Origin of the sequence: Pseudovibrio flavus (assembly GCF_009711345.1) — a bacterium.
Taxonomy (GTDB): Bacteria; Pseudomonadota; Alphaproteobacteria; order Rhizobiales; family Stappiaceae; genus Pseudovibrio; species Pseudovibrio flavus.
In genome coordinates this window covers 155,913-176,350 of record NZ_SMMA01000059.1, presented here as the reverse complement: position 1 = coordinate 176,350, position 20,438 = coordinate 155,913, and the positions used below count along the sequence as shown (strand labels likewise).

General features: G+C 51.5%; 20 protein-coding genes. 8 read left to right on the top strand and 12 right to left on the bottom strand.

Annotated features, from left to right (window positions below; all coding sequences use genetic code 11):
• Positions 1–185 precede the first annotated feature (185 nt).
• Positions 186–2,129, bottom strand: a complete 1,944-nt coding sequence (locus tag E1162_RS08340) for an acyltransferase family protein (RefSeq protein ID WP_155129308.1) — start codon at positions 2,127–2,129, stop codon at positions 186–188.
• A gap of 203 nt (positions 2,130–2,332) precedes the next feature.
• Positions 2,333–3,079, bottom strand: a complete 747-nt coding sequence (locus E1162_RS08335; RefSeq protein ID WP_155129304.1) for a DUF2927 domain-containing protein — start codon at positions 3,077–3,079, stop codon at positions 2,333–2,335.
• Positions 3,080–3,489: 410 nt separating this feature from the next.
• Here E1162_RS08335 and E1162_RS08330 point away from each other — a divergent pair, with 410 nt between their 5' ends.
• On the top strand, positions 3,490–4,842 hold the full coding sequence (locus tag E1162_RS08330; RefSeq protein WP_155129301.1) for a ferredoxin reductase family protein: 1,353 nt from the start codon (positions 3,490–3,492) through the stop codon (positions 4,840–4,842).
• Between the two features lie 52 nt (positions 4,843–4,894).
• On the opposite strand, the gene E1162_RS08325 is transcribed toward E1162_RS08330, so the two are convergent.
• The 4 genes from E1162_RS08325 to E1162_RS08310 form a co-directional block, all read right to left on the bottom strand.
• The gene (locus E1162_RS08325; protein WP_155129298.1) at positions 4,895–5,473 is read right to left on the bottom strand and encodes a PhnA domain-containing protein; all 579 of its coding nucleotides are present in this window, start codon (positions 5,471–5,473) and stop codon (positions 4,895–4,897) included.
• A gap of 197 nt (positions 5,474–5,670) precedes the next feature.
• Positions 5,671–7,476 carry a translation elongation factor 4 gene (lepA, locus tag E1162_RS08320; protein ID WP_155129295.1) on the bottom strand — a complete coding sequence of 602 codons (1,806 nt, stop codon included), beginning with the start codon at positions 7,474–7,476 and terminating at the stop codon, positions 5,671–5,673.
• A gap of 334 nt (positions 7,477–7,810) precedes the next feature.
• Positions 7,811–8,500 carry an outer membrane protein gene (locus E1162_RS08315; RefSeq protein ID WP_155129292.1) on the bottom strand — a complete coding sequence of 230 codons (690 nt, stop codon included), beginning with the start codon at positions 8,498–8,500 and terminating at the stop codon, positions 7,811–7,813.
• A 209-nt stretch (positions 8,501–8,709) separates the two neighbouring features.
• Positions 8,710–9,390: an outer membrane protein gene (locus E1162_RS08310; protein WP_257098866.1), complete on the bottom strand. Its 681-nt coding sequence runs from the start codon at positions 9,388–9,390 to the stop codon at positions 8,710–8,712.
• Positions 9,391–9,610: 220 nt separating this feature from the next.
• Here E1162_RS08310 and E1162_RS08305 point away from each other — a divergent pair, with 220 nt between their 5' ends.
• Positions 9,611–10,132, top strand: coding sequence for a GNAT family N-acetyltransferase (locus E1162_RS08305; RefSeq protein ID WP_155129286.1), 522 nt, complete (start codon positions 9,611–9,613; stop codon positions 10,130–10,132).
• Positions 10,133–10,166: 34 nt separating this feature from the next.
• Here the strand turns inward: E1162_RS08305 and mepA are convergent, their stop codons facing one another.
• The 3 genes from mepA to E1162_RS08290 form a co-directional block, all read right to left on the bottom strand.
• Positions 10,167–11,156, bottom strand: a complete 990-nt coding sequence (gene mepA, locus E1162_RS08300) for a penicillin-insensitive murein endopeptidase (RefSeq protein ID WP_155129282.1) — start codon at positions 11,154–11,156, stop codon at positions 10,167–10,169.
• Between the two features lie 80 nt (positions 11,157–11,236).
• The gene (locus tag E1162_RS08295; protein ID WP_155129279.1) at positions 11,237–12,295 is read right to left on the bottom strand and encodes a patatin-like phospholipase family protein; all 1,059 of its coding nucleotides are present in this window, start codon (positions 12,293–12,295) and stop codon (positions 11,237–11,239) included.
• 184 nt (positions 12,296–12,479) lie between these two features.
• Complete coding sequence (locus E1162_RS08290) at positions 12,480–12,983, bottom strand: lactoylglutathione lyase family protein (RefSeq protein WP_155129276.1); 504 nt, start codon at positions 12,981–12,983, stop codon at positions 12,480–12,482.
• 109 nt (positions 12,984–13,092) lie between these two features.
• Between E1162_RS08290 and E1162_RS08285 the strand changes: the two genes are divergently transcribed.
• Positions 13,093–13,983: a LysR family transcriptional regulator gene (locus E1162_RS08285; RefSeq protein WP_155129273.1), complete on the top strand. Its 891-nt coding sequence runs from the start codon at positions 13,093–13,095 to the stop codon at positions 13,981–13,983.
• 40 nt (positions 13,984–14,023) lie between these two features.
• Here the strand turns inward: E1162_RS08285 and E1162_RS08280 are convergent, their stop codons facing one another.
• A complete protein-coding gene (locus E1162_RS08280; RefSeq protein ID WP_155129269.1) occupies positions 14,024–14,809 on the bottom strand; it encodes an alpha/beta hydrolase in 786 nt (261 codons plus the stop codon).
• A 62-nt stretch (positions 14,810–14,871) separates the two neighbouring features.
• Here E1162_RS08280 and E1162_RS08275 point away from each other — a divergent pair, with 62 nt between their 5' ends.
• The 5 genes from E1162_RS08275 to E1162_RS08255 all read left to right on the top strand — a co-directional run bounded on the left by E1162_RS08275 (position 14,872) and on the right by E1162_RS08255 (position 19,024).
• The gene (locus E1162_RS08275; protein ID WP_371311857.1) at positions 14,872–16,089 is read left to right on the top strand and encodes a glycosyltransferase family 4 protein; all 1,218 of its coding nucleotides are present in this window, start codon (positions 14,872–14,874) and stop codon (positions 16,087–16,089) included.
• 280 nt (positions 16,090–16,369) lie between these two features.
• Entirely contained in the window at positions 16,370–16,912 is a 543-nt protein-coding gene (infC, locus tag E1162_RS08270; protein ID WP_371311860.1) for a translation initiation factor IF-3, read from the top strand.
• Between the two features lie 354 nt (positions 16,913–17,266).
• A complete protein-coding gene (gene rpmI / locus E1162_RS08265; protein ID WP_155129267.1) occupies positions 17,267–17,464 on the top strand; it encodes a 50S ribosomal protein L35 in 198 nt (65 codons plus the stop codon).
• A 30-nt stretch (positions 17,465–17,494) separates the two neighbouring features.
• Positions 17,495–17,851, top strand: coding sequence for a 50S ribosomal protein L20 (gene rplT, locus E1162_RS08260; RefSeq protein WP_155129265.1), 357 nt, complete (start codon positions 17,495–17,497; stop codon positions 17,849–17,851).
• A 234-nt stretch (positions 17,852–18,085) separates the two neighbouring features.
• Positions 18,086–19,024 carry a methyl-accepting chemotaxis protein gene (locus E1162_RS08255; RefSeq protein ID WP_155129262.1) on the top strand — a complete coding sequence of 313 codons (939 nt, stop codon included), beginning with the start codon at positions 18,086–18,088 and terminating at the stop codon, positions 19,022–19,024.
• Positions 19,025–19,103: 79 nt separating this feature from the next.
• Here the strand turns inward: E1162_RS08255 and E1162_RS08250 are convergent, their stop codons facing one another.
• Both E1162_RS08250 and E1162_RS08245 read right to left on the bottom strand, forming a co-directional pair.
• Complete coding sequence (locus E1162_RS08250) at positions 19,104–19,562, bottom strand: YtoQ family protein (protein ID WP_155129259.1); 459 nt, start codon at positions 19,560–19,562, stop codon at positions 19,104–19,106.
• Positions 19,563–19,583: 21 nt separating this feature from the next.
• On the bottom strand, positions 19,584–20,204 hold the full coding sequence (locus tag E1162_RS08245) for a DUF2799 domain-containing protein (protein WP_155129256.1): 621 nt from the start codon (positions 20,202–20,204) through the stop codon (positions 19,584–19,586).
• Positions 20,205–20,438 lie beyond the last annotated feature (234 nt).

The window sequence follows — 20,438 nt, the reverse complement described above, 5'->3', positions numbered from 1 at the left end:
GCAGGAGCCGATATGTTTAGCCTCAATTGCATAGAGGGGTGGTAAAACAGTGCGGAGGTGGTGTCAACGAGGATTTAGTGGGAGCAGAGTTGTTAGGTAGGCATGCTTGCTGGGAATAGTGTCATTTTCCTCGTGTGAGGGCGTTTGCAATATGGAGCGGCGGAGTTTCTCCGCCACCAGCGATCCTACATGCCAATAAAGATGTGCTCTACTGCCTTTCGGGATCCTATAGCGCTTAGGTGATCTTCATCGCGATAAAAGACGCCGGTTTTGTCCGCGATTTTGCAATGCGGGCCTTCGCACAGCGCGTCTTCCAGTCTTATCAATTTGGCAAAGTCATATTGGTTTGCCAAGTTTTGTAGCTTCACGTGAAGACGTTCTTGCTCCTGAAGGACGTCTAGGTTCTTGATGGTGCAAGAGGCGTCAAAGTTACTTGATTCAAAAACAAAGGCTCTGCGGCACGCAGAAGTCTGCCCCGATGTTTCTGGTGCTTGAGCGACAATGATAACGCGTTTGCCAGCATCCGCCAAAGCATTCAGAGTATCTCTTATCGCGGAGACAATGTTTATTGGCTTGCCCTTATCATCTATGAGCGCCTTTTGTCGATCGTTATAGTATGCCCATCTTGCTGCCAAAACAACGGTCTTGGGCCCAGCGGGGTCTTTTGCCACCAAGAGTCCTGCAGCGTTGTTTTCCTTGCAAAGAAGCATAGATTTGTCGTTGCGTTCTGGCACCGCGTTTATCAGCGGTGGGCATGTAGAGCGTGTGGAAATGAGAGTTCGAATGTTTTGACCGATTGCTAGTTCATCCAAGCCCGACTTAAGGTGTGCTGCATGAGAATCGCCCCAGACCAAGTACGTGGGTCTTTCTCCATCTGGGCCAATCGAGCATACCTTCTCAAAGGTGGAAGTTGTCGAGCAATTGCTAAAAGCTGTCGCATATTCTTTGTCTTGCTCAGCGAGTCGCAGGTATCGCGTAGGGAGAATGCTCTGCGTAACGCTCTGACTTTGCATTGCTACAGCCATTGCGCAGAATGATAGCATTGCACCAACGAAGGCTGGCTTTGCTAAACTGGCTGTTTTTCTGTTGCGCTCAGTTCTTAGTGGTTCTTCGGCATATTTGAAGAGGAGGTAGCCCAAAAAGACTGAAGTAATGAGAGCCGCGAGACGTACAAGAGCGTTGTCAGCGTAATCTGTTAGCACTTGAGTACATAAAACAGCGATTGGCCAGTGAACAAGGTAGGTGCTGTAAGACCACTTGCCCAGCCGCCTCAACAGTGTGTTGTTAAGAGGATTGAGAGATCTTGTGGAACTCTGCGAACCAACAGCAATAATAATACCGGTGGCTAAAACTGGCAGTAGCGTTAATGGGCTGGGCCAGCCTTGGTTTGCTGGTGTGAAGGAAAAAAGCAATAAAACTACCATTGAGGTGTTATAGAGCCATACAGATCCACTATAGTGCTTGAATTCTAAATCACGCATAGTTAGGAGTGCGGCAATCGCCCCTACCCCGAACTCCCAAAGCCTTGCAGGTATAGAGAAATAGGCGGCCTCAGGGTCCTTTATGATCAAAATTGACATCACAATGAATGAGATCACTGAGATGGTAAACACTGATGCGATTTGCCTTTTGAGTGACGTTCTTTTTATGAAGAAAAGCAAGATAGGCCAGAGGATATAGAACTGTATTTCGACGCCCAAAGACCAAAAATGTAAAAAAGGGTTCAGTAGTGCTTCTGGGGCGAAGTAGCCCATGTGTGTTGGGGCAATTATGTTATAGGAAAAAAAGGTCGAATATGTAAAAGCCTCGGTGATAGTAGTGAAGTCAAGCCCGCCGAGGGTCGACCAAATAGTCAGCGCTGCCAATACTGCTGCAAAATAATATGCAGGTGCGAGTCGCCAAAAACGCTTTACGTAAAAGTTCAGAATACAACTTCCGCTCCAATTAAAATTGGGGCGCATAATAATCTGGGTCATGAGAAAACCAGATATTACAAAGAAAATGTCGACGCCGATGAAGCCCGCAGTAAAGCCGAATAGCTCAAAATGAAACAGAAGAACCAATAATACGGCTACTCCGCGAAGGCCTTCAATATCTCCGCGAAAACTATCAGGCTTAGAGGTTTGCATCCGCCTCTACTCTCCAAACTAATGTTTAAAATCAGAGAGTACCTAGCAGATTTGTAGGGAGCTGCGGGGCGTCGAAGACAGAAGTTGCTATGCTGTCCACATACTTCCTTAGAATAAAGGTTCTGGTGGCCATTAAGTCGACAAAAGTGCCCAAGTAGTCGGCATTCAAGGAGTAGCGGAAAACAAAAAAATCCCGTTTTCCGCTACATCAGGCTTGGCAGGACTGCTTCTACCTGATCACGCGACATGCCCGCTTTAATGTCCTCACTGTAGAGGGCTTTGAGAGCTAGCCAGTCGAGGTGGGTTGGCTGTTTGTATCGTCCTGTTCCATCCAACACCGAGCCGACGCTTCTTCCGTAAATATTGCCGAAGCCAAGAGCTTGGAAGAGCTGGGCATACAAGCAGCTTTCAAAGAACCGATCTTCAAGGCTGATACTGGAGAGGCCAAGGTGCTTGGGGTGTTCAGGGTGCGCGTGTTGAACCACAAAGCACATTGGGTGCTTGGGCGGGATGAGTTTCAGGAAGTGGTCAAAGAAGCCCTTCCTGTTCAGTTTCTCATAGAGGCCTGAATAATTGCGGTAGATGTAGTCACGCGATCCAATCGCTACGAAAATTACATCTTTACTGGGCTTTTTCGTTAGGCGGAAGCGAAGGTTTGTTGTCTTTCCAATGCGCCGTAAGGCGTTGATCAGCTTGTCGTGCGCCCCTTCAGGATCCTCCATTTTACTGCTAACGGAAACGACAACGTCAATGAGGCCATTAGGCCGGCGCTTTTTGATCCTATCTCGTTGAGGTGTAATGGATTGCAGCCTTTTTTGAGCTCCAAATGCGCTATTCAAGAACAGGTCTTGCTTGTGCTCGTTCGATGCAAGCCACGAATAGTCAATCGGCTCCTTTTCGCCCTGCCGCGGACCGTCCAATATCTTGCCGGACTTGCTGATCGTGTACATATCCAGCGCCCATGAAGGCGGGCTGTGGTCAAAACGGTTGTCTTGGATAATCAAAGGCTGCGTGGCGGGCTGGGCGTGTGATGTGGAGCTAAGTCCACAGCTTGCGGACACAAAGGCAAGAAGAAAGATCCATCCAGAGGGTCTTAATGCAAGCACCTTTGTCTCCTTCGTGGTGATGTGAATTCACTGTTAATCGAAACAATCACATTTTCACAGGAGAGTAATCTGGCAGAACAAATGGGCGATTGTTCGGTTGCTAACTATTCAATGCCCTAAAGGTATATTGGGATGTTGAAGTAGCTTTGTTGCGTTTGAATAGTGATTTATTATCTTTTTACTCAAACATTGTTTTTGCCACAGTCTTGTCCTAGGAAAAAGAGGGAAGCGATTCTTAGGAGTTGGAGAAAATCATGAACGCGCGTGCTGTTGCTGTGGCGGCAATGTTAACTTTTTTTCCCCTAGTTGGTTTTTTGCCGCTTTACAGTACATACAGCGCGGAGGCTGTTACCAGTCTCTATATAGGCTCTGCAGCGCTTGTTGTTATGGGGTTTTCTCAGTTTTTAGCACTTCGCTTGCCATGGATGGAGCGGCTAACAGGTGGGCTTGATAGGTCATACCTGATACATAAATGGCTGGGTATTGCCGCTGTCGTTTTCCTCCTTCTTCATGAGAATATCAGCGCAGAAATCAAAAGCCTTGCATATCAAAACGCCTTTCATGGCCTTGCAAAAGATCTGGGCGAATTTGGTCTGAACGGTATTCTGGTGCTTTCCGTTGTCTCCATAGCGACCTTCATTCCCTACAATTTGTGGCGCTGGAGCCACCGCCTCATTGGTATCTTCTTCATTCTGGGGGCTGTTCACTATGTGCTGATCGAGAAACCGTTTAGCCTTACGAGCCCGCTCGGCCTGTATGTGCTTTTCTTCTGTGTATTGGGTGTGGCCAGCTATTTGTATGCGTTGATCGCCTTCACAGTTGGGCGGAAGAGCGTTTCTTATGTCGTCCGCAAAAACGTCCATCAAGGTGATGTTGCAGAAATCTCCATGACGCCCGTCAGTACTGGTATTTCTCACAGGGCAGGGCAGTTCGCGTTCTTTTCTTTTGATCAGGGCCGATTGAAGGAAGCCCATCCATTCACGATTTCCAGTGCACCGGTGTCAGACCAATCGCTGCGCATCTCGGTGAAGAAACTGGGAGATTATACTGGGCGACTAGGCCGTGACTTGAAAGTTGGAACTGCTGTGAAAATAGCAGGGCCTTATGGCAGATTTGGAGTTCACAAGTGTAAGGGGGCGCAAGTATGGATTGGCGCAGGTGTTGGTATCACGCCTTTTGCCGCTATGGCGCAAGCTCTTGAGAAGGCGGGGCCGTCGGTCCACCTTTTCTACTGCGTTAGAAATCTCGATCAGGCGCCCCATGTGGCTGAGCTTCGGGCGATCGAGGCCGAAAACAATAGGTTCCACCTGCACCTTATAGTCTCGGACAAAGGCCAAAAACTCAACGCAGATGTGATCGAGCAAGTACTCGATGGCCCTCTGGCGAAAGCCTCTGTTTTCTTTTGCGGGCCGAAGCCTATGCGCGAGAGCTTTAAGGCAAGCCTCTCAAAACGGGGGGTGGCCCCTAATCGCTTCTTCTATGAGGAGTTTGAGATCCGCTCTGGCATTGGCCTAGGTAGACTAGCGCGGTTGCTATGGCCGCACTTGCGGAACCTGCTCAATAAGGCGCTGGGTGAGAAGTCACCGTTTCACGAGCAGCGGGTTTAGATCAGGCAAATAAAAAGCGGCTCCAAGGTTGGGGCCGCTTTTTTGATTGGGATTAGCTCTTCTTCACGAACTCGGTCAGGATCACGATGCGCTGATCGTTAACGCGGCCCTCAATCTGGCCTGCGTTATCTGGCACCAAACCGATGTTCCGAACCGCAGTTCCGCGCTTTGCTGTGAAGTTTGCGCCCTTAACCTTCAAGTCTTTGATGAGGGTAACGGTGTCACCTGCGCTCAAAACCGCGCCGTAGGTGTCTTTGTGAACGACAGCATCATCGTCGGAACCTGCGTCCTGACCAGCCTGCGCCCATGCAAGGGTTTCTTCGTCAAGGTAGAGTGTGTCGAGCAGGTCGCGGGCCCAAGCTTCGCCTTCAAGACGGTTTAGCATGCGCCACGCGGTTACCTGCACAGCAGGCTCGGTGCTCCACGCACTGTCATTGAGGCAGCGCCAGTGGTTGGTGCCCAGCTCTTCGCGGCCGGCCATCTGCGCATCGCAAGTGGAGCAAACAAGGATGGAGCGCTCAGCGCTCTCACCACCTTCTGGGCCAACAGCGGCAACAGTGAGGTTCTCGGTAGCACCGCACAGCTCACATTTGTTATCAGCGCGGGCGCGCAGCTCGGTTTCCAGTGACATGGTTTCCTACCTTTTTAGGTTTGTTGTTTCGCCCGTGCACCTACTGCTCTTTAAAAATCGCAGGCCTGCTTGTGGGCTTTGTATTGCGCGTAACGTTTTGCGGCGGGCTCTGCAAGCCTTGGCTATACGCTTAAAGAAAAAGACCGGCCCTGAGGCCGATCTTTAAATGTCTTGGTTAAAGGCGCTAAGAGCAGTTCTCAGTCATCCATCTTCAGAGCCTGAATAAAGGCTTCCTGAGGGATTTCTACCTTACCGAACTGGCGCATCTTCTTCTTACCGGCCTTCTGCTTTTCAAGCAGCTTGCGCTTACGGGTGGCGTCACCACCGTAACACTTCGCGGTAACGTCCTTACGCAGTGCAGAAAGGGTTTCGCGTGCAATCACGCGGCCGCCAATTGCTGCCTGAATAGGGATCTTGAACATGTGACGCGGGATCAGTTCTTTCAGCACTTCACACATTGCACGGCCACGACGCTCTGCCTGAGAGCGGTGAACGAGAACGGAAAGCGCATCAACCGGCTCTTCGTTGACCAGAATAGACATCTTTACGAGGTCACCTTCGCGGTAATCGCTGATTGTGTAGTCGAAAGATGCATAGCCCTTGGAGATGGACTTCAAGCGGTCGTAGAAGTCGAATACAACTTCGTTGAGCGGCAGATCGTAAACGACCATGGCGCGTGAACCAACGTAGGAAAGGTCGATCTGAACACCGCGGCGGTCCTGACACAGTTTCAGGATAGGGCCAAGATACTCATCCGGCGTCATGATGTTAGCGCGGATCCAAGGCTCGCGGATTTCACGAATTTTCACCACGTCAGGCATATCAGCCGGGTTGTGAAGCTCGATCTGGGAGCCGTCGGTCAGTTCCATCTCGTAAACAACCGAAGGAGCGGTTGCGATGAGATCAAGGTCAAACTCGCGGTACAGACGTTCCTGAATGATTTCAAGGTGCAGCAGACCAAGGAAGCCACAGCGGAAACCAAAGCCAAGCGCAGCCGATGTTTCCATCTCGAATGAGAAGGACGCATCATTGAGGCGCAGCTTGCCCATGGCAGCACGCAGGTCTTCAAAGTCGTTCGCATCAACCGGGAAGAGACCACAGAACACAACAGGCTGAGCTGGTTTAAAGCCCGGAAGCGGTTCCGCGCAGCCCTTCTTGTCATGAGTGATGGTATCACCAACGCGGGTATCAGCTACTTCCTTGATGGAAGCAGTGAGTACGCCGATTTCACCTGGGCCCAAACGGTCGGTAACGACGAAGGCAGGGGTCATAACGCCAACGCGGTCTACAGGGTAAACTGCGCCGGTGCCCATCATCTTGATGGAATCGCCCTTTTTCAGGGAGCCGTCGATGATGCGCACAAGCACCATCACACCCAGATAGGTGTCGTACCAGCTGTCTACCAGCATGGCCTTCAGCGGCGCATCAGGGTCACCTTGAGGTGCAGGCAGGTCCTTAACGATGCTTTCCAGCACGTCAGGGATGCCGATGCCGGTCTTTGCGGAAATCTCTACAGCGGTGGAGGTATCAAGGCCGATTACGTCCTCGATCTGCTCTTTCACGCGCTCAGGTTCTGCTGCAGGCAGGTCAACCTTGTTGAGAACAGTTACGATCTCATGGTTGTTGTCGATTGCCTGATAAACGTTGGCAAGGGTCTGCGCCTCTACGCCTTGGGAGGCGTCAACCACCAACAGGGAGCCTTCCACCGCAGCAAGAGAACGGGAGACCTCGTAGGCAAAGTCAACGTGACCCGGGGTGTCAATGAGGTTCAGCGTATACTCATTGCCATCGTTGGCTTTATAGATCAGGCGAACAGTCTGCGCCTTGATCGTGATGCCGCGCTCACGCTCGATATCCATAGAATCGAGGACCTGCTCAGTCATCTCGCGGTCGGTCAACGTACCGGTAGACTGGATCAGGCGGTCGGCCAAGGTAGATTTACCGTGGTCGATGTGCGCGATAATAGAAAAATTTCGAATGTTGGACAGGGTTTTCGTCGTCATGGGCGCTCAATTACCACCCTTTGCGAGATTGGCAAAGAGCATAATTGATGCGAAAGAGCCTTTTTTATTGTTATCGGCGGCCCGCATACTCTGATTGCCAATAACTGATGAAATCAGCGGCGAAAATGGTTTCCTTAAGCGAGCAAGTAGCCAAGCTGTACTTCAAAACAGGAGTGGTGACAGCCTTTCAGCGCGCGCGAATAGTTTGTTGTTGGGTTAGCGGACGGATCGAACAGGTTTACTGCTTGTGCTGAGGCGCTTTGAAGCTGCGCCGCCTTAAGGAAAAACAGGCGCCTGAAGCGCCTGCTTTGAACTCAGTAATGACCAGCGCTATCTAGAAGTGATAGCGAAGGCCAACCCCGAACGTGTGAGCAGTAAGGTCCGATACCAAGGTTGGTGCTCGTGGGTCTGGATCAATTTCGATATCGAAGTCTGCTGACTGCAAGAAACTGTAATCAGCGGTTACGCTCAAGTTCTCTGAAATGCGATAGGCTGTTCCCGCAGATAGTTTAATCAACGGAACGACAGAATCTGCCGCTTTGAGCGGAACGTCTAGAGTACTTCCTCCATCACTCACCGAGATGTCGGAGACGTTAGGTGCGAAGAAGCCCCCACCAACACCAAGGTACGGAGTTAATGCTTCACTCAAGTGGGCTTCGAAGAATACCGAGCCGGTCGCGTAAAAGCCGGAAAGACCGCCACTGGTTACTTCAATTGGCAATGGAACGGAAAAACCAGAAAAGTCACTTGAGATGTAGCCTAGGTCAGCCTGAATGCGGACGTTGTCATGCACGGATGTGCCGGCAAAAGCCGCAAAGGTATAGCCGCTATCGTATTCTAGGATGTTCGCAAGGCCGATAGTGTCAACGCCGTCGGTAATCGAAACGTCAGCATCCGACATTGAAGCAAAACCACCAGAAAAGCCAATATATGAATTATTTAGCAAACCTTCCGCAGAGGTATTTGTGGAGCTGAGCAGCAGAAAGCATGCGGCTGAAATATAGCCGATATTTTTTCTAAACATGATGTCACCAATTTTTAAAGTAATGATAACTTTTTATTTAGATTCGCTAAATTCTACTAGTTAAAAATACTAATTATTATGCGGATTGGAGTGGTAAATTGTGACGGTTTCGATGAGATTTATTTCTTTTTAAGGTTAGGCTGATATATCTTGATGGGCCAACAAAAAAGGGCGCCAGCGGCGCCCTAAATCATCTATCTGATGTGAAATTAGAAATTATAGCGCATACCTGCACTGATTAGGTGCGCGGAAATGTCGGTTTTGTCGATCTGCTTGGCGCCGCCAGATAGAGTGGTATCCAAGTAGAAGTCCGGCGTTTGCATGTAGCTGTAGTCTGCAAAGAGGTCGATACTGTCGGAGAGTGCGTACGACGCCCCAGCGCTAACTTTTACGATCAAAACAGGGTTGTCGTCACCTTTGGTGTTAGATGGATTATTCGTGCCTACTGTAATGTCACCATCGATGAACGCGGCACCAGCACCTACACCTACATATGGCGAGAACTTTTCTGTAAGCGGTAGGTCATAATAAACAGAGCCTAGCAGATAGAGAGCCGCAGCATCACCAGTAACTGGCAAGCCACTCGCAGTCTTTGAGATTTCTTGAGCGAAATAGCCGAGTTCACCCTGAAGACGTACATTGTTGAGTGGGCGGAAACCCGCAAACACATTGGTGGCTACACCGGTGTCAAACTCGAAGTTTACCGCTGAAGCGCTTCCGTCTGCTGGGCCTACAGGGCTTGGGGCAAGCGCAGATACGCCAATGCTGGCACCAACATACATACTGTTGGATGGTGCAATCGAGCCGCGCAGTGCATCAGCTGCGGATGCGGTTCCTGCGAAAGCGATTAGTGTGCTAAGAGTAGCCAAAGCGAGTTTACAGTTGCGCATTAATGACATCCTTGATAACGCAGACTTTAAAAATCAGTAAGTAAAAATAATTATGATTATTAAGGTTAATGTTCGCTTACCAAGGTTCGCTTTGTGAGTTTTTCTTAGTCCCACCTGCGACACTCCATTACAAACTATTCGTGTAGTTTACCGTGATGCGTCTTGCGCCGAGGGCGGCTCTATGGAATTAAAACTTCAATTCCAAGGCGCAGGGGGACAAATGATAATTCGTGCCGCAATCGAACGTGATCTTCCAGAAATTCTGGAAATCCATAATGACGCCGTGAAAACACTTCCGGCTGTTTGGACTGATGCTGAAGATTCCCTCGACCAACGCGCTACATGGTTTCACCAGCGTATGGAGCTGGGCTATCCGGTCATCGTTTCAGAAAGTGCTGATGGCGAAGTGCTCGGCTTTGGCAGTTATGGCCGCTTTCGTGAAAAGTCCGGCTACGACCTAACCGTTGAGCACTCTGTCTACGTCAAAAAAGGTGCTCGCGGGCAAGGCGCAGGCCGCAAGATGCTGCTGGCTCTTATCAATCAGGCCCGTGAGGATGGTTTTCATGCCATGGTCGGTGCGATCGACAGCGAAAACAAAGCATCTATCGTCCTGCACCGTAAGCTTGGCTTTGAGGTAAGCGGAATTCTGCCGCAGGTTGGCTACAAGTTCGGCCGCTGGTTGGATCTGACCTTGGTGACCATGATCCTTGATGAAGCTTCGGCACCAGCTGCCACCGAGTAAAGCATACGAAGGGAGCAGTACTCCCTTCCAAATTCTATTTACCGTCTGCCAGCAAAATGGTCTGGCAGACATCCGGCAAGTCGTCCAAGGTAAGGGGCGGCTTTTTCTTTACCTCTTTTGGTTTCTCTCCCGGCTTCGGCTTAACGGGTACCCAAGGCTCGTCAGAGAGCCACCATGTGAGCTCATCTCCGCATCCATCGCCGCGAGGCGGCGCAGGCTGATTTACGCAGGATGCGCTATCGCTTGGACACTTCAAACGAACGTGGAAGTGATAGTGATGGCCCCACCAAGGGCGAACACGCCGCAACCAGTCCCGATCTTCCGTTTCGTATTCACAAAGCGCCTTCTTGATAGCCGGACTTACGAAGATGCGGGCAACCCGCTCGTCTTGTGCTGCTCTGCGGATGAGGCGGGAGTGACTATCACTCCACTTTTTCGGGTCAACGCTTCTATCGGCCCCGGGTAGCTCCATGTTGCCTTTCAGCATGGAAATCGCGCTGGTGCTCTCGCGTTCTTTTCTCGTGAAGCGGCGATCAGGCATAGGCGTTAGCCAGATATCGGCATCAAGGCCGATCTGATGGCTTGCGTGTCCGGTCAACATTGGGCCGCCGCGAGGCTGCGCCATATCGCCAACTAGCAAGCCTTGCCAACCAAGGGCAGGGGCGTCATTTGCCAGCGCCTCTAGAAAATCGACGAGTTCAGGATGGCCCCAGTTGCGATTGCGTGACAAGCGCATGACCTGCCAGCTCTCACCGTCTTTGGGAAGCGCTTCACCTCCGGCCAAACAGCCCTTTGCGTAGCCGCCAACGGCTTGCGGCGGGAGCGCAGCCGGATTTTTCTTCTTTCCAAAGTGGAGCTTTGCCGGTTCATGCAGCGGTAGTGTGCTTGCATGATGGGCAGGATTGTAGGCTGGTGTTTTGAATGGCTTGTGTGTTGGAAGCGGTATAGTTTCCGCCTGCACATGCGAAAGCCCGCCAACCAAGAAGAGTAGAGCTGCGGCGAGCTTTGTTGTCGTTGTCGTCATCAATCTGCCTCAGGGGTCAACGGCTAATCTGGTGAAAGCCGTACCCCTATTTTGGCAGGTATGTGTATTCCCCGAAAGAGTTAATAGCCCGGACCGTCGGCTCTTTCTTCAATTTTCTGGGCCAAAGCATCCAGTTCACCGCCATGATCACGGATCATCTGCTCGGCAACCTCGTTGAGCTGGCTCATGTAGCGAGGGCGCGGATCATGGAAATCAGCAAGACCTTCCGGCAGATCAGTGGTGATGCGGTGGTACTCAAGGCCCGCGATGTCAGCCAGAAGCGCTGATGCTTCAACGCCCTTTGCGCGGGTCTGGCCGTCGATCAGGAAGGACAGTAGCGGAACGCCTTTTTCAGGAGACATCCAAGTGCCGGAACTCCAGCTGGAAACTTCGGTGAACGGGAAGCCCTGATTGGTTGGGTTGCCGGTGCCAAGAGAAACAATCACGAGGTCTTCCGGTTCCCAGCCGCGCTTTCTTGCTTCTGCATAAGCGATCATGACCGGATCGTTGAGGAACGGTGATGGATCAATCATCACATGTTCTTCTCCGGTGGCAAGGTTTTCTACCCGTGCAGGCTCAAACCATGAGGGCGCAGCCGTCGTGGCGCGAACCGCCTGCCAGAAGTAGTAGTCGTTGTATGATCCTTCGCTCGCCGGTCGCTCATTGGACATCAATACCAAACGACGGGCAGCAACGTCGTAAGCTGGCAAGACAATACCGGTCAAACTGCTGGCAACTGAACTCCAGCCGATACGCTGCTTGAGAAGCTTTTCGGTAGGGCGTTCTTGCAGAGCTTTATTGAACTGACCAAACGGCTGCTTGATCATGCGGGTCAGTTTGGAGTTGTGACCGGAGATGTACAGCTCGCGGGTTTCGTCTTCAAAGAAGCCACGCAGCTCAACAAGATCAAGGGCCGGAATGCCAAGCGCATCCTCATCGGGTTTAGGCGCGCAAAGGCCAGCAGCAATCATGCCGCCAGTAGACGTGCCACAAACAAGATCGAAATAGGCATGCAAAGGCTTTGTCTTCCCTTGCGCCATAAGACGGTGCTGCAGTGCTTCCAGAACACGGAGTGGGAGAAGGGCGCGCGCACCGCCGCCGTCGATGGAGAGGATTATGCGTTTTCTTTTTGCTGTCATGGGTCCGGCGTGAAGTGATCAGAATTACGGAATCGGTGCATGATAATTACGGTGATCCCATGGCAACACTATGGGGAAGACTACGCTCTCCGGTAAACAACGGGGGTGCAAAGCGGGAATTTCTGCCCGCCTTGCAATCTTTAGTAAACAAAGGGTTGTGATATTTTTCTGTGTGAAAGTCGGTTCAGTTGTACGCGCCGCTCGAATAATGCAGCTCATAGCTATGGCTATAGATCTCGACAATGTTCCCGAACGGGTCTTCCATGTAGATCATGCGGTAAGGTTTTTCGCCCGGATAGTAGTAGCGAGGCTCCTTCATACGGCGTTTGCCACCAGCCGCTTCGATCTTCGCAGCAAGTCCTTCTACATCCGGATCCTGCACGCTGAAGTGGAACACGCCGGTCTTCCAGTATTCGAAATTATCCTCCGGGTTTTCGGCGTTGTCGAATTGGAACAACTCGATGCCGATTTTGTCGCCGGTGGACATGTGCGCAATGCGGAAGTGCTTCCAGTTCGGGCCAAACACATCGGTGCACATCTGGCCAATTGCGCTGTCATCTTCATAAACGTCGGTCGGTGGCATGATCACATACCAGCCCATAACTTCGCTGTAGAACTTCACAGCGGCATCTAGATCAGGAACAGAAATGCCGATGTGGGAGAATGTGCGCGGATAAGGAGCCGTCATGTTTCTTTTCCTTTGGCTGCATTAGGTCTGGGCAAAAACTAGTCGCTGAGCGCTGAAAAGAAAAATTATGATATATTCTGATTATGATAAATTTTCGGAATGATTGATCATGTTGAAGGAAATCTGGCTCAGGACATTCAAATCACTCGTTGAAACGGGCCATTTCACCAAAACCGCCGAGTTGCTGCACATGACGCAGCCCGGCGTTAGTCAGCATATCAAGAAGCTGGAAGACCAGCTTGCTGTTCCGTTGCTGAACCGCGTCGGCAAAGGTTTTGAGCTAACGTGGCAGGGCCAGCTGCTCTATGACTACGCCAAAAGAACGCTGCAAGATCAGCAAGAACTTCTCTCGCGGTTAAGGGAGGATGATCCGTACGCCGGACTTTGTACGTTTTCGTGCTCTGGTGCATTGGCGATGCTGCTGCTACCGGCGTTTCTCGAGCATCAGAAGCAATTCCCAACACTGAACGTCTCCATTGAGGCGGCACCAAACCACCGCGTTATTTCATCGATTAAAGATGGAACCGTGGATGTCGGCATAGTGAACGAGGCTGTAAGCGACCCGTCACTTCTGCAGGAAGAGGTGGGCAAAGAAACGCTTCAGCTTGTTGTGCCTGCCTCAGTTGCGGCCAAGCCCGTTACCTATGAAAGTTTGATTACGCTGGGAATGATTGATCATCCCGATGCTGCGTCCTACACAAGCCGACTGCTCAGCGTGAATTTTCTGGAAGACTACAAGGGGCTGGAGGAGATACCGCGCAACGTCTACATCAATCAGCTCGGCCAGATCCTGCTTCCGGTTTGCGAGGGGCTGGGCTTCACGGTCTTGCCTAGCGCTGCCATTCCGCAAGACTTGATGGGCGGTCGTATCGCAGCGGTGCCGCTGGGCGTAGAGGAGGGCGAGCGGCTTTTCTTCACTACTAAGCGCTTCAAAACACTGCCAACGCGCTATGATTGGTTCAGGCAAAAGACCAGAGAATTGTTAGCTGAGAGCAAATAAGAAAAGAGCGCCTGCAATAAGAGGCGCTCTTGGAAACTCTTTAGCTGCGCAGGGTTTCAATCGCATCCAATAGGCGGACAATATCCTGCGGGCGGGAGAGGCTGTGGTCGCCGTCCTTAACTAGCGTCAAAACAACATCATCGGTTACCAGACGCTCGGTGATGCGTAGCGCGTATTCCCAAGGAACGGATGCATCCTGCTGGCCCTGAAGAATAATCGTTGGGCAGCCGGTCGGGATTGGCTCACCTAGCAACAGGTTGTTACGGCCATCCTCAATGAGGTCACGGGTGATGATGTAAGGGCTATCATCGTATTCGGATGGGCGCTCCATCCGGCCAGTTTCCATGATCTCGCGTTTGATCTCCTCGGTAAACTCCTGCTTCCACATGAGTTCCTCGGTAAAGTCGGGCGCTGGAGCGATGAGAACCATGCCCTTCAAGGTGCCGGTGCCCAGTTTCTCGCCTTTTGCAATTGCTTTAGCCAGCGCCAGTGCAATCCAACCGCCCATGGAAGAGCCAACAACGATTGTCGGGCCTTTACAAAATTCAGCAAAAACGGCTTTGGCTTCTTCTAGCCACTTAGAGATTGTACCATCGGTAAACTCGCCGCCGGATTCGCCGTGGCCGGAGTAATCCATACGCGTGCAGGTAATGCCTTTTTCCTGCGCCCACTTGGCTAATTCCTGTGCCTTGGTGCCCTGCATGTCCGACTTGAAGCCGGAAAGCCATAAAACGCCAAGCTTTGAGCCTTCGTCATGGCGCACTGCGATTTTGCGCTCCAGTGCCCCTTTGCCAACACTAATAAATTGCGGTATCCCAGCGTTCATATGTGACCTCCGAACCAATATCCGCTGTGTGTGCCACAGCCGCGAGAAAAAGAGAAGAATCTGTGTCCCAAACTATTGTCGAGAACGCTGCAAACGCTGAAGGTCATGCAATGTCCAAAACGCCAACAATTATGCAGATCGTACCTGATTTGCGAACCGGCGGGGCAGAGCGAACCACAGTAGATATGGCTAAAGCCGTTATTGATCGCGGTTGGAACTCGATAGTCCTTTCCGAAGGCGGGCGCCTTCTTGAAGAGTTGGAGCGCACAGGCAGCAAGCACATCATTTTTCCGGCAGGTACAAAAAATCCGCTGAAGATTTTGCGCAATGCCCGCAAGATCAAACAGATTGCCAAAGAACACGGTGTTGATCTCATCCACGGTCGCAGCCGCGCGCCCGCATGGTCCGGTTTTATCGCAGCGCGCCAGTTGGGGTTGCCGTTCGTCACCACCTATCACGGCCTCTACAAAGAACAGAATGCTTTCAAGGCGTGGTACAACTCCGTTATGACCCGCGCTGATGCGGTGATCGCAAACTCAAACTACACCGCCGGCATAATCGCCGAGCGCGACCCGTCCTGTACCCACCGCATTACCGTGATCTATCGCGGTTCTGATATGGAATACCTCGATCCAGCCAACGTGAGCCAAGAGCGTAAAGAGGCGATCAGATCCGCGTGGGGATTGTCGGGCAATGAACGCGTTGTTTTGAACTTGGCCCGCCTGACCGCTTGGAAGGGGCAGCCGGTTCTCATTGATGCAATGCGCGAACTGATCAAGCAGGAAGGCTTTGATGATGTTGTCGTCATTCTTGCAGGTGACGATCAGGGCCGTGAGGCTTACAGCGCTGGCTTGAAACAACAAATCGAGAATTCTGGCCTTCAAGGACGCGTGCGCCTTGTTGGCCACTGCGCCGATGTTGCCGCTGCTATGGCGGTTTCTGATCTTTCCGTTGTTGCCTCCATCGAGCCTGAAGCCTTTGGCCGCGCAGCAGTGGAAGCGCAGGCTGCTGGCGTGCCGGTTATTGTGAGTGACATTGGTGCTGTGCCGGAGACAGTTCTTGTGCCGCCAGTGGTGAACGATGAACAGCGCACCGGCTGGCATGTTCCTGCAGGCGATGCAAAGGTTCTATCGCAGACTATGGCCTTGGCGCTGAACATGGCACCGGACGAAAAAGCCGCTCTGATTGCACGCGCACGCGAACACACTCATGCTCATTTTTCTAAAGAGGCAATGTGTGACGCAACTTTGGCAGTCTATGAACAGATGCTGGATAAGTGACCCGTCGTTAATTGCTCATAAATTTTAGGAGGTTGAGGAGATTTGGCAGGGTGTAACGAGCCTCACTTGCCCGCCGCTGCCATTTTCTTGCAATAATCAAGGAATGCCGCAGGTTTCCGCCAAAAACAGGTGTTGACTTATTGGGCATTTTTCTCGATCTTCTATGAGGGTTCCTGTTGATGTTGAGTTATCGCGTATCTTCTATTGACGAAGAGGGCGTAACGGGTCTAGGAACCGCACTAAGAAATTCAGATCGGCAACGAAAGAGGAGATAGCGACCATTCGCCGTCCGTTTCGCGCACCACCCCCCACTAAGGAAGGGCCGCGCACCAACCAAGAAATTCGTGTTCGCGAAGTACAATTGATCAACACCGAAGGTGAAAACCTAGGTACGATTGCCATCGAAGAAGCTCTTGCCATGGCGCAGGAGCAGGGTTTGGATCTTGTAGAGATCGCGCCGAATTCCAAGCCACCTGTTTGTAAAATTCTGGACTACGGTCGTTACAAGTACCAGGCCCAGAAGAAAGCTGCAGAAGCCCGTAAGAAGCAGAAAGTCGTCGAGATCAAAGAGATCAAGATGCGCCCGAACATCGACACTCATGACTATGAAGTGAAGATGAAGAGCATGCGCCGCTTCTTCGACGAAGGTGACAAGGTAAAGGTCACTTTGCGCTTCCGTGGCCGTGAAATGGCTCACCAGGATCTTGGTATGAAGCTTTTGCTGCGTGTGAAAGAAGAAACTGCCGAGTTCGCAAAGGTGGAAAGCCATCCGAAACTGGAAGGCCGTCAGATGATGATGGTTCTGGCACCGTTGGCTCGCTAAACTTTCTTTTGTAAGGGAGTTGAGTCGCTAAGCTTTCTTCATCAGAGAGTTGAGCCGTTTAGCTACCTTTTCAGTCAGTTTTATTACCCGGAGCACCGCGCTCCGGGTAATTTTTTATCGGCTCTGCCGTACGAGCATTTTTCTGCTCCAAATAAGGGCTGGCGCCCTTGCTTTTCGTCCGTTTCCCGCCTATAACGCCGCGGTTCGAAGTCGCCCGGCTTATTCGGCAAAGATTCCTTGTGGTCCGCTGCAAGCTTTTGCTGAAGCACATAAGGGCATGCCGTGGCGACTTATGATGCATCCAAGATGTAATCTTGGTCAGTTTTTGCTGATCATTTAAAGAAAGGACGCAAAATGCCCAAGTTGAAGACGAAGTCTGGAGCCAAGAAGCGCTTCAAACTGACTGCGACTGGCAAAGTCAAATGTGCTCAGGCTGGTAAACGCCACGGCATGGTTAAGCGCACGAATAAGTTCATCCGCAACGCACGTGGTACTACCACTCTGTGTGAAGCAGATGCACGTATCGTGAAAAAGTACCTGCCTTACGGCTAAGCCCTAAGCAACTGAGACTAGGAGTTACCAATGTCGCGTGTAAAAAGAGGCGTTACCGCCCACGCTCGTCACAAAAAGGTTCTTAAGGCAGCCAAAGGTTACTACGGCCGTCGCAAGAATACCATTCGTACCGCTAAGCAGGCAGTCGAGAAAGCGGCACAGTACGCTTATCGCGACCGTAAGGCTCGCAAGCGCAACTTCCGCGCGCTCTGGATCCAGCGTATCAACGCTGCTGTTCGTGAGCATGGCATGACCTATGGTCGTTTCATCGACGGTCTGAACAAGGCTGGCATCGAAGTTGACCGTAAGGTTCTGTCCGACATCGCTATCAACCAGCCTGAAGCATTCAAGGCTCTGGTTGAAAAAGCGCAGGCTGCAGTTGCTTAATTAGCACTCGGTCTGTAACGGACGCTTTGATTAGGCACGTGCCCGAAAGGGCCGTGCCTTTTTCTTTTTCCGCTTCCATTCTGTTCCAGCGGCAGAGTTCTGCCAGTTTCCTCCCGTTTTTAGGTAGAAGAACGCCAAGCCTTAGCGGAAATTTACCGAAAGTAATTCTCAATATTAATAGTTTGTAAGTGATAATGCGCAAATGTTCCGGAAAATTATCAGTAAGAGGCGGACATGGGCTTTTTCTCCCGGAATGCAATTGCAGAGCAGACAATTGAACCTGACCAGTTGACGACCGATACTCAAGAGTATGCGGCACCATCTTTGGTGGCGGATGAGGGAGTAAAAGTAAGTGCAGTAGCAGAAGGTCTGCGTATGCTGGCTCGCGAACTATCTGAAACAGCTTCTCAGATTGACGCCATGCAGGCCAATGCTGGCGAACTCAATGAAACGATGGGTTCGCTGCAAGACGCTTCCGGCCGTGTTGTGAACAGCAACAGGGAAGTGAGCGACGCTGTTTCCCGTGCCTCTGAAAAAACTCAGGAAGCGCGCACGAACATGCAGCGCTCCCAGTCAGTGGTTGAAACTGCACTACAGGGTATTGGCTCCCTAAGCCACGCAATCACCAGCATCAACGAGCAGCTAAGCGGCTTGCAGGCATCCTTTGCCAACGTCCGTCAGTTCTCCAGCTCTATTGATGCGATTGCCCGCCAAACCAATCTCCTTGCGTTGAATGCGACAATCGAAGCGGCGCGTGCTGGGGAAGCTGGCAAAGGCTTTGCAGTTGTGGCAACCGAGGTTAAGGCGCTTGCGACACAGACCAGCAAGGCGACTGAGCAGATTGATCAGACAATCACGCAACTGGGCAAAGAAGCTGATGCGCTTGTGGTTTTGGGCGGCGAGGCGTTGGATATCGCATCCACTGCAGAGCAGGGCACCCAGTCTATCCGCTCCGCCTTTGGTGATCTTGAAAATGCCATTGAAGGCATTTCAGTCAACACAGACTCCATCTTCCAAGCATGCACCAACAATGACCGCGATACCGAACTGATGATCCAGAACGGTGAGCGCTTGGCTGCTGCGGTGGGCGAGAATGCTCAGTCTCTGGAAGGTATTTGCGAGCGGATCGTGAGCAATGCTGACGACGCCAAGGGCCTTGTAGACACAATCTGATTTTGCGCCAAACGTCGCTTGAATAGAAAAGGGGTGAAGCAGCTGCTTCACCCCTTTTGTGTTCGAGATGCTTTTTGGTTTAGCGAACCAACTCGCCGCGGATCACATAGCGCAGAATTGCCGCCACCTGCTCTGGTGTTTGCGTAACTGCCAGAGCCGCGCCGTCTACCTCTTTCAAAGCGTGGGTCAGAGCTTCGTCGTGCATGACGATCAGCGGTTTATTCAGCGCTGAGGCCATGCCAGCGTCAAAGGCAGCATTCCACTGCTTGTACTTGTCACCAAAGCGGACGACGACGATATCCGCTTCACCCAAAAGGGTGCGGGTGCGGATGGTGTTGAGCTTGGCGCCCTTGTGGTCATACCAGAACTTATTGTCTTCCTGCCCCATGATTACAGCGCCGCAATCGTCGCTGTCTTCATGAATGGTGACAGGCGCATCAAAATGGACCGGTAGGGAGAGTGCTTCACAAGCTTCGATAATCTGCTCACGCCAGCTGGTATGGATCTCGCCGGAAAGATAGACGCGCCAAGTTTTCATGAAAAGGTCCTCTCGAAACGATCAATAATAATGGATAGCAGGAGTATAGCCCGGTGCAATCAGCGCCATCTGCGAGATCACCGCTGTGCGGACATTCGCCAGATTTTGCTCAGAGCGCATAACGGCTGCTCGTTCCATTGCTAGGCCAAAATGAAAGTCGCCTGCAAAGGGAGCGCAAAATGCGTCATCCCCTTTGTTGCGGCAGGATTCGTAGTACTCGCGCTCAATATCGGCTCGCTCATTAGCAAGGTCTGAACGGGCTTGCTCCAGTTGTTCCTGTGCAGCGTAAATCTGTTTGCCAAGGTTATATCCGAGTTTGAACTGCTGCTCGCTAGCGGCAGGGCAAACGCCGCGATAGTAAGCGCCTTTCTGGCCCTGCTCAAAACCGCTGATCGGCGTGCAATAGCTTTGCAGGCCAATGGCTCTGCCCTGCTCGTACTCGGCTGTATTAGGCGTTACGCCATACTTCTGACAGGCTTTCACATGGCTTGAGAGGCGGTCAGAGGCATAGCCCTCCTTGCCATCAATCACGCCAACACCTTTCCAATCTCCCGCCTCACACTGCTCTTTGTTCAAGCTGGCGCAGGAGGCGACCACAAGACCTATGAAAACGACTGAAATTACCGAGAGGAATATGCGCATTGGTATGACCTTAAGAGGTTGTCCGAGCCTGCCCTGATTTAACTCGGGAGAATCATGTAGAGATGATCTTTAAACTAAACTTTCTAGCTGAACCGCACGTGAATTTAGGTAGTTTTCGCCACAGGAAAACACTTGTAGTTGAGGGGATATTCTTATGGAGCGGCAAGGTCAATGCCTTTGCGGATCAATTCAATTTACCGTCAATGCAACAAGGGATGATCTTAGTCGGTGTCA

Coding starts and splice junctions, on each gene's coding strand:
- E1162_RS08340 (WP_155129308.1), bottom strand. CDS start 2,129: ATGCAAACCTCTAAGCCTGATAGTTTTCGCGGAGATATTGAAGGCCTT.
- E1162_RS08335 (WP_155129304.1), bottom strand. CDS start 3,079: ATGTACACGATCAGCAAGTCCGGCAAGATATTGGACGGTCCGCGGCAG.
- E1162_RS08330 (WP_155129301.1), top strand. CDS start 3,490: ATGAACGCGCGTGCTGTTGCTGTGGCGGCAATGTTAACTTTTTTTCCC.
- E1162_RS08325 (WP_155129298.1), bottom strand. CDS start 5,473: ATGTCACTGGAAACCGAGCTGCGCGCCCGCGCTGATAACAAATGTGAG.
- lepA (WP_155129295.1), bottom strand. CDS start 7,476: ATGACGACGAAAACCCTGTCCAACATTCGAAATTTTTCTATTATCGCG.
- E1162_RS08315 (WP_155129292.1), bottom strand. CDS start 8,500: ATGTTTAGAAAAAATATCGGCTATATTTCAGCCGCATGCTTTCTGCTG.
- E1162_RS08310 (WP_257098866.1), bottom strand. CDS start 9,390: ATGCGCAACTGTAAACTCGCTTTGGCTACTCTTAGCACACTAATCGCT.
- E1162_RS08305 (WP_155129286.1), top strand. CDS start 9,611: ATGATAATTCGTGCCGCAATCGAACGTGATCTTCCAGAAATTCTGGAA.
- mepA (WP_155129282.1), bottom strand. CDS start 11,156: ATGACGACAACGACAACAAAGCTCGCCGCAGCTCTACTCTTCTTGGTT.
- E1162_RS08295 (WP_155129279.1), bottom strand. CDS start 12,295: ATGACAGCAAAAAGAAAACGCATAATCCTCTCCATCGACGGCGGCGGT.
- E1162_RS08290 (WP_155129276.1), bottom strand. CDS start 12,983: ATGACGGCTCCTTATCCGCGCACATTCTCCCACATCGGCATTTCTGTT.
- E1162_RS08285 (WP_155129273.1), top strand. CDS start 13,093: ATGTTGAAGGAAATCTGGCTCAGGACATTCAAATCACTCGTTGAAACG.
- E1162_RS08280 (WP_155129269.1), bottom strand. CDS start 14,809: ATGAACGCTGGGATACCGCAATTTATTAGTGTTGGCAAAGGGGCACTG.
- rpmI (WP_155129267.1), top strand. CDS start 17,267: ATGCCCAAGTTGAAGACGAAGTCTGGAGCCAAGAAGCGCTTCAAACTG.
- rplT (WP_155129265.1), top strand. CDS start 17,495: ATGTCGCGTGTAAAAAGAGGCGTTACCGCCCACGCTCGTCACAAAAAG.
- E1162_RS08255 (WP_155129262.1), top strand. CDS start 18,086: ATGGGCTTTTTCTCCCGGAATGCAATTGCAGAGCAGACAATTGAACCT.
- E1162_RS08250 (WP_155129259.1), bottom strand. CDS start 19,562: ATGAAAACTTGGCGCGTCTATCTTTCCGGCGAGATCCATACCAGCTGG.
- E1162_RS08245 (WP_155129256.1), bottom strand. CDS start 20,204: ATGCGCATATTCCTCTCGGTAATTTCAGTCGTTTTCATAGGTCTTGTG.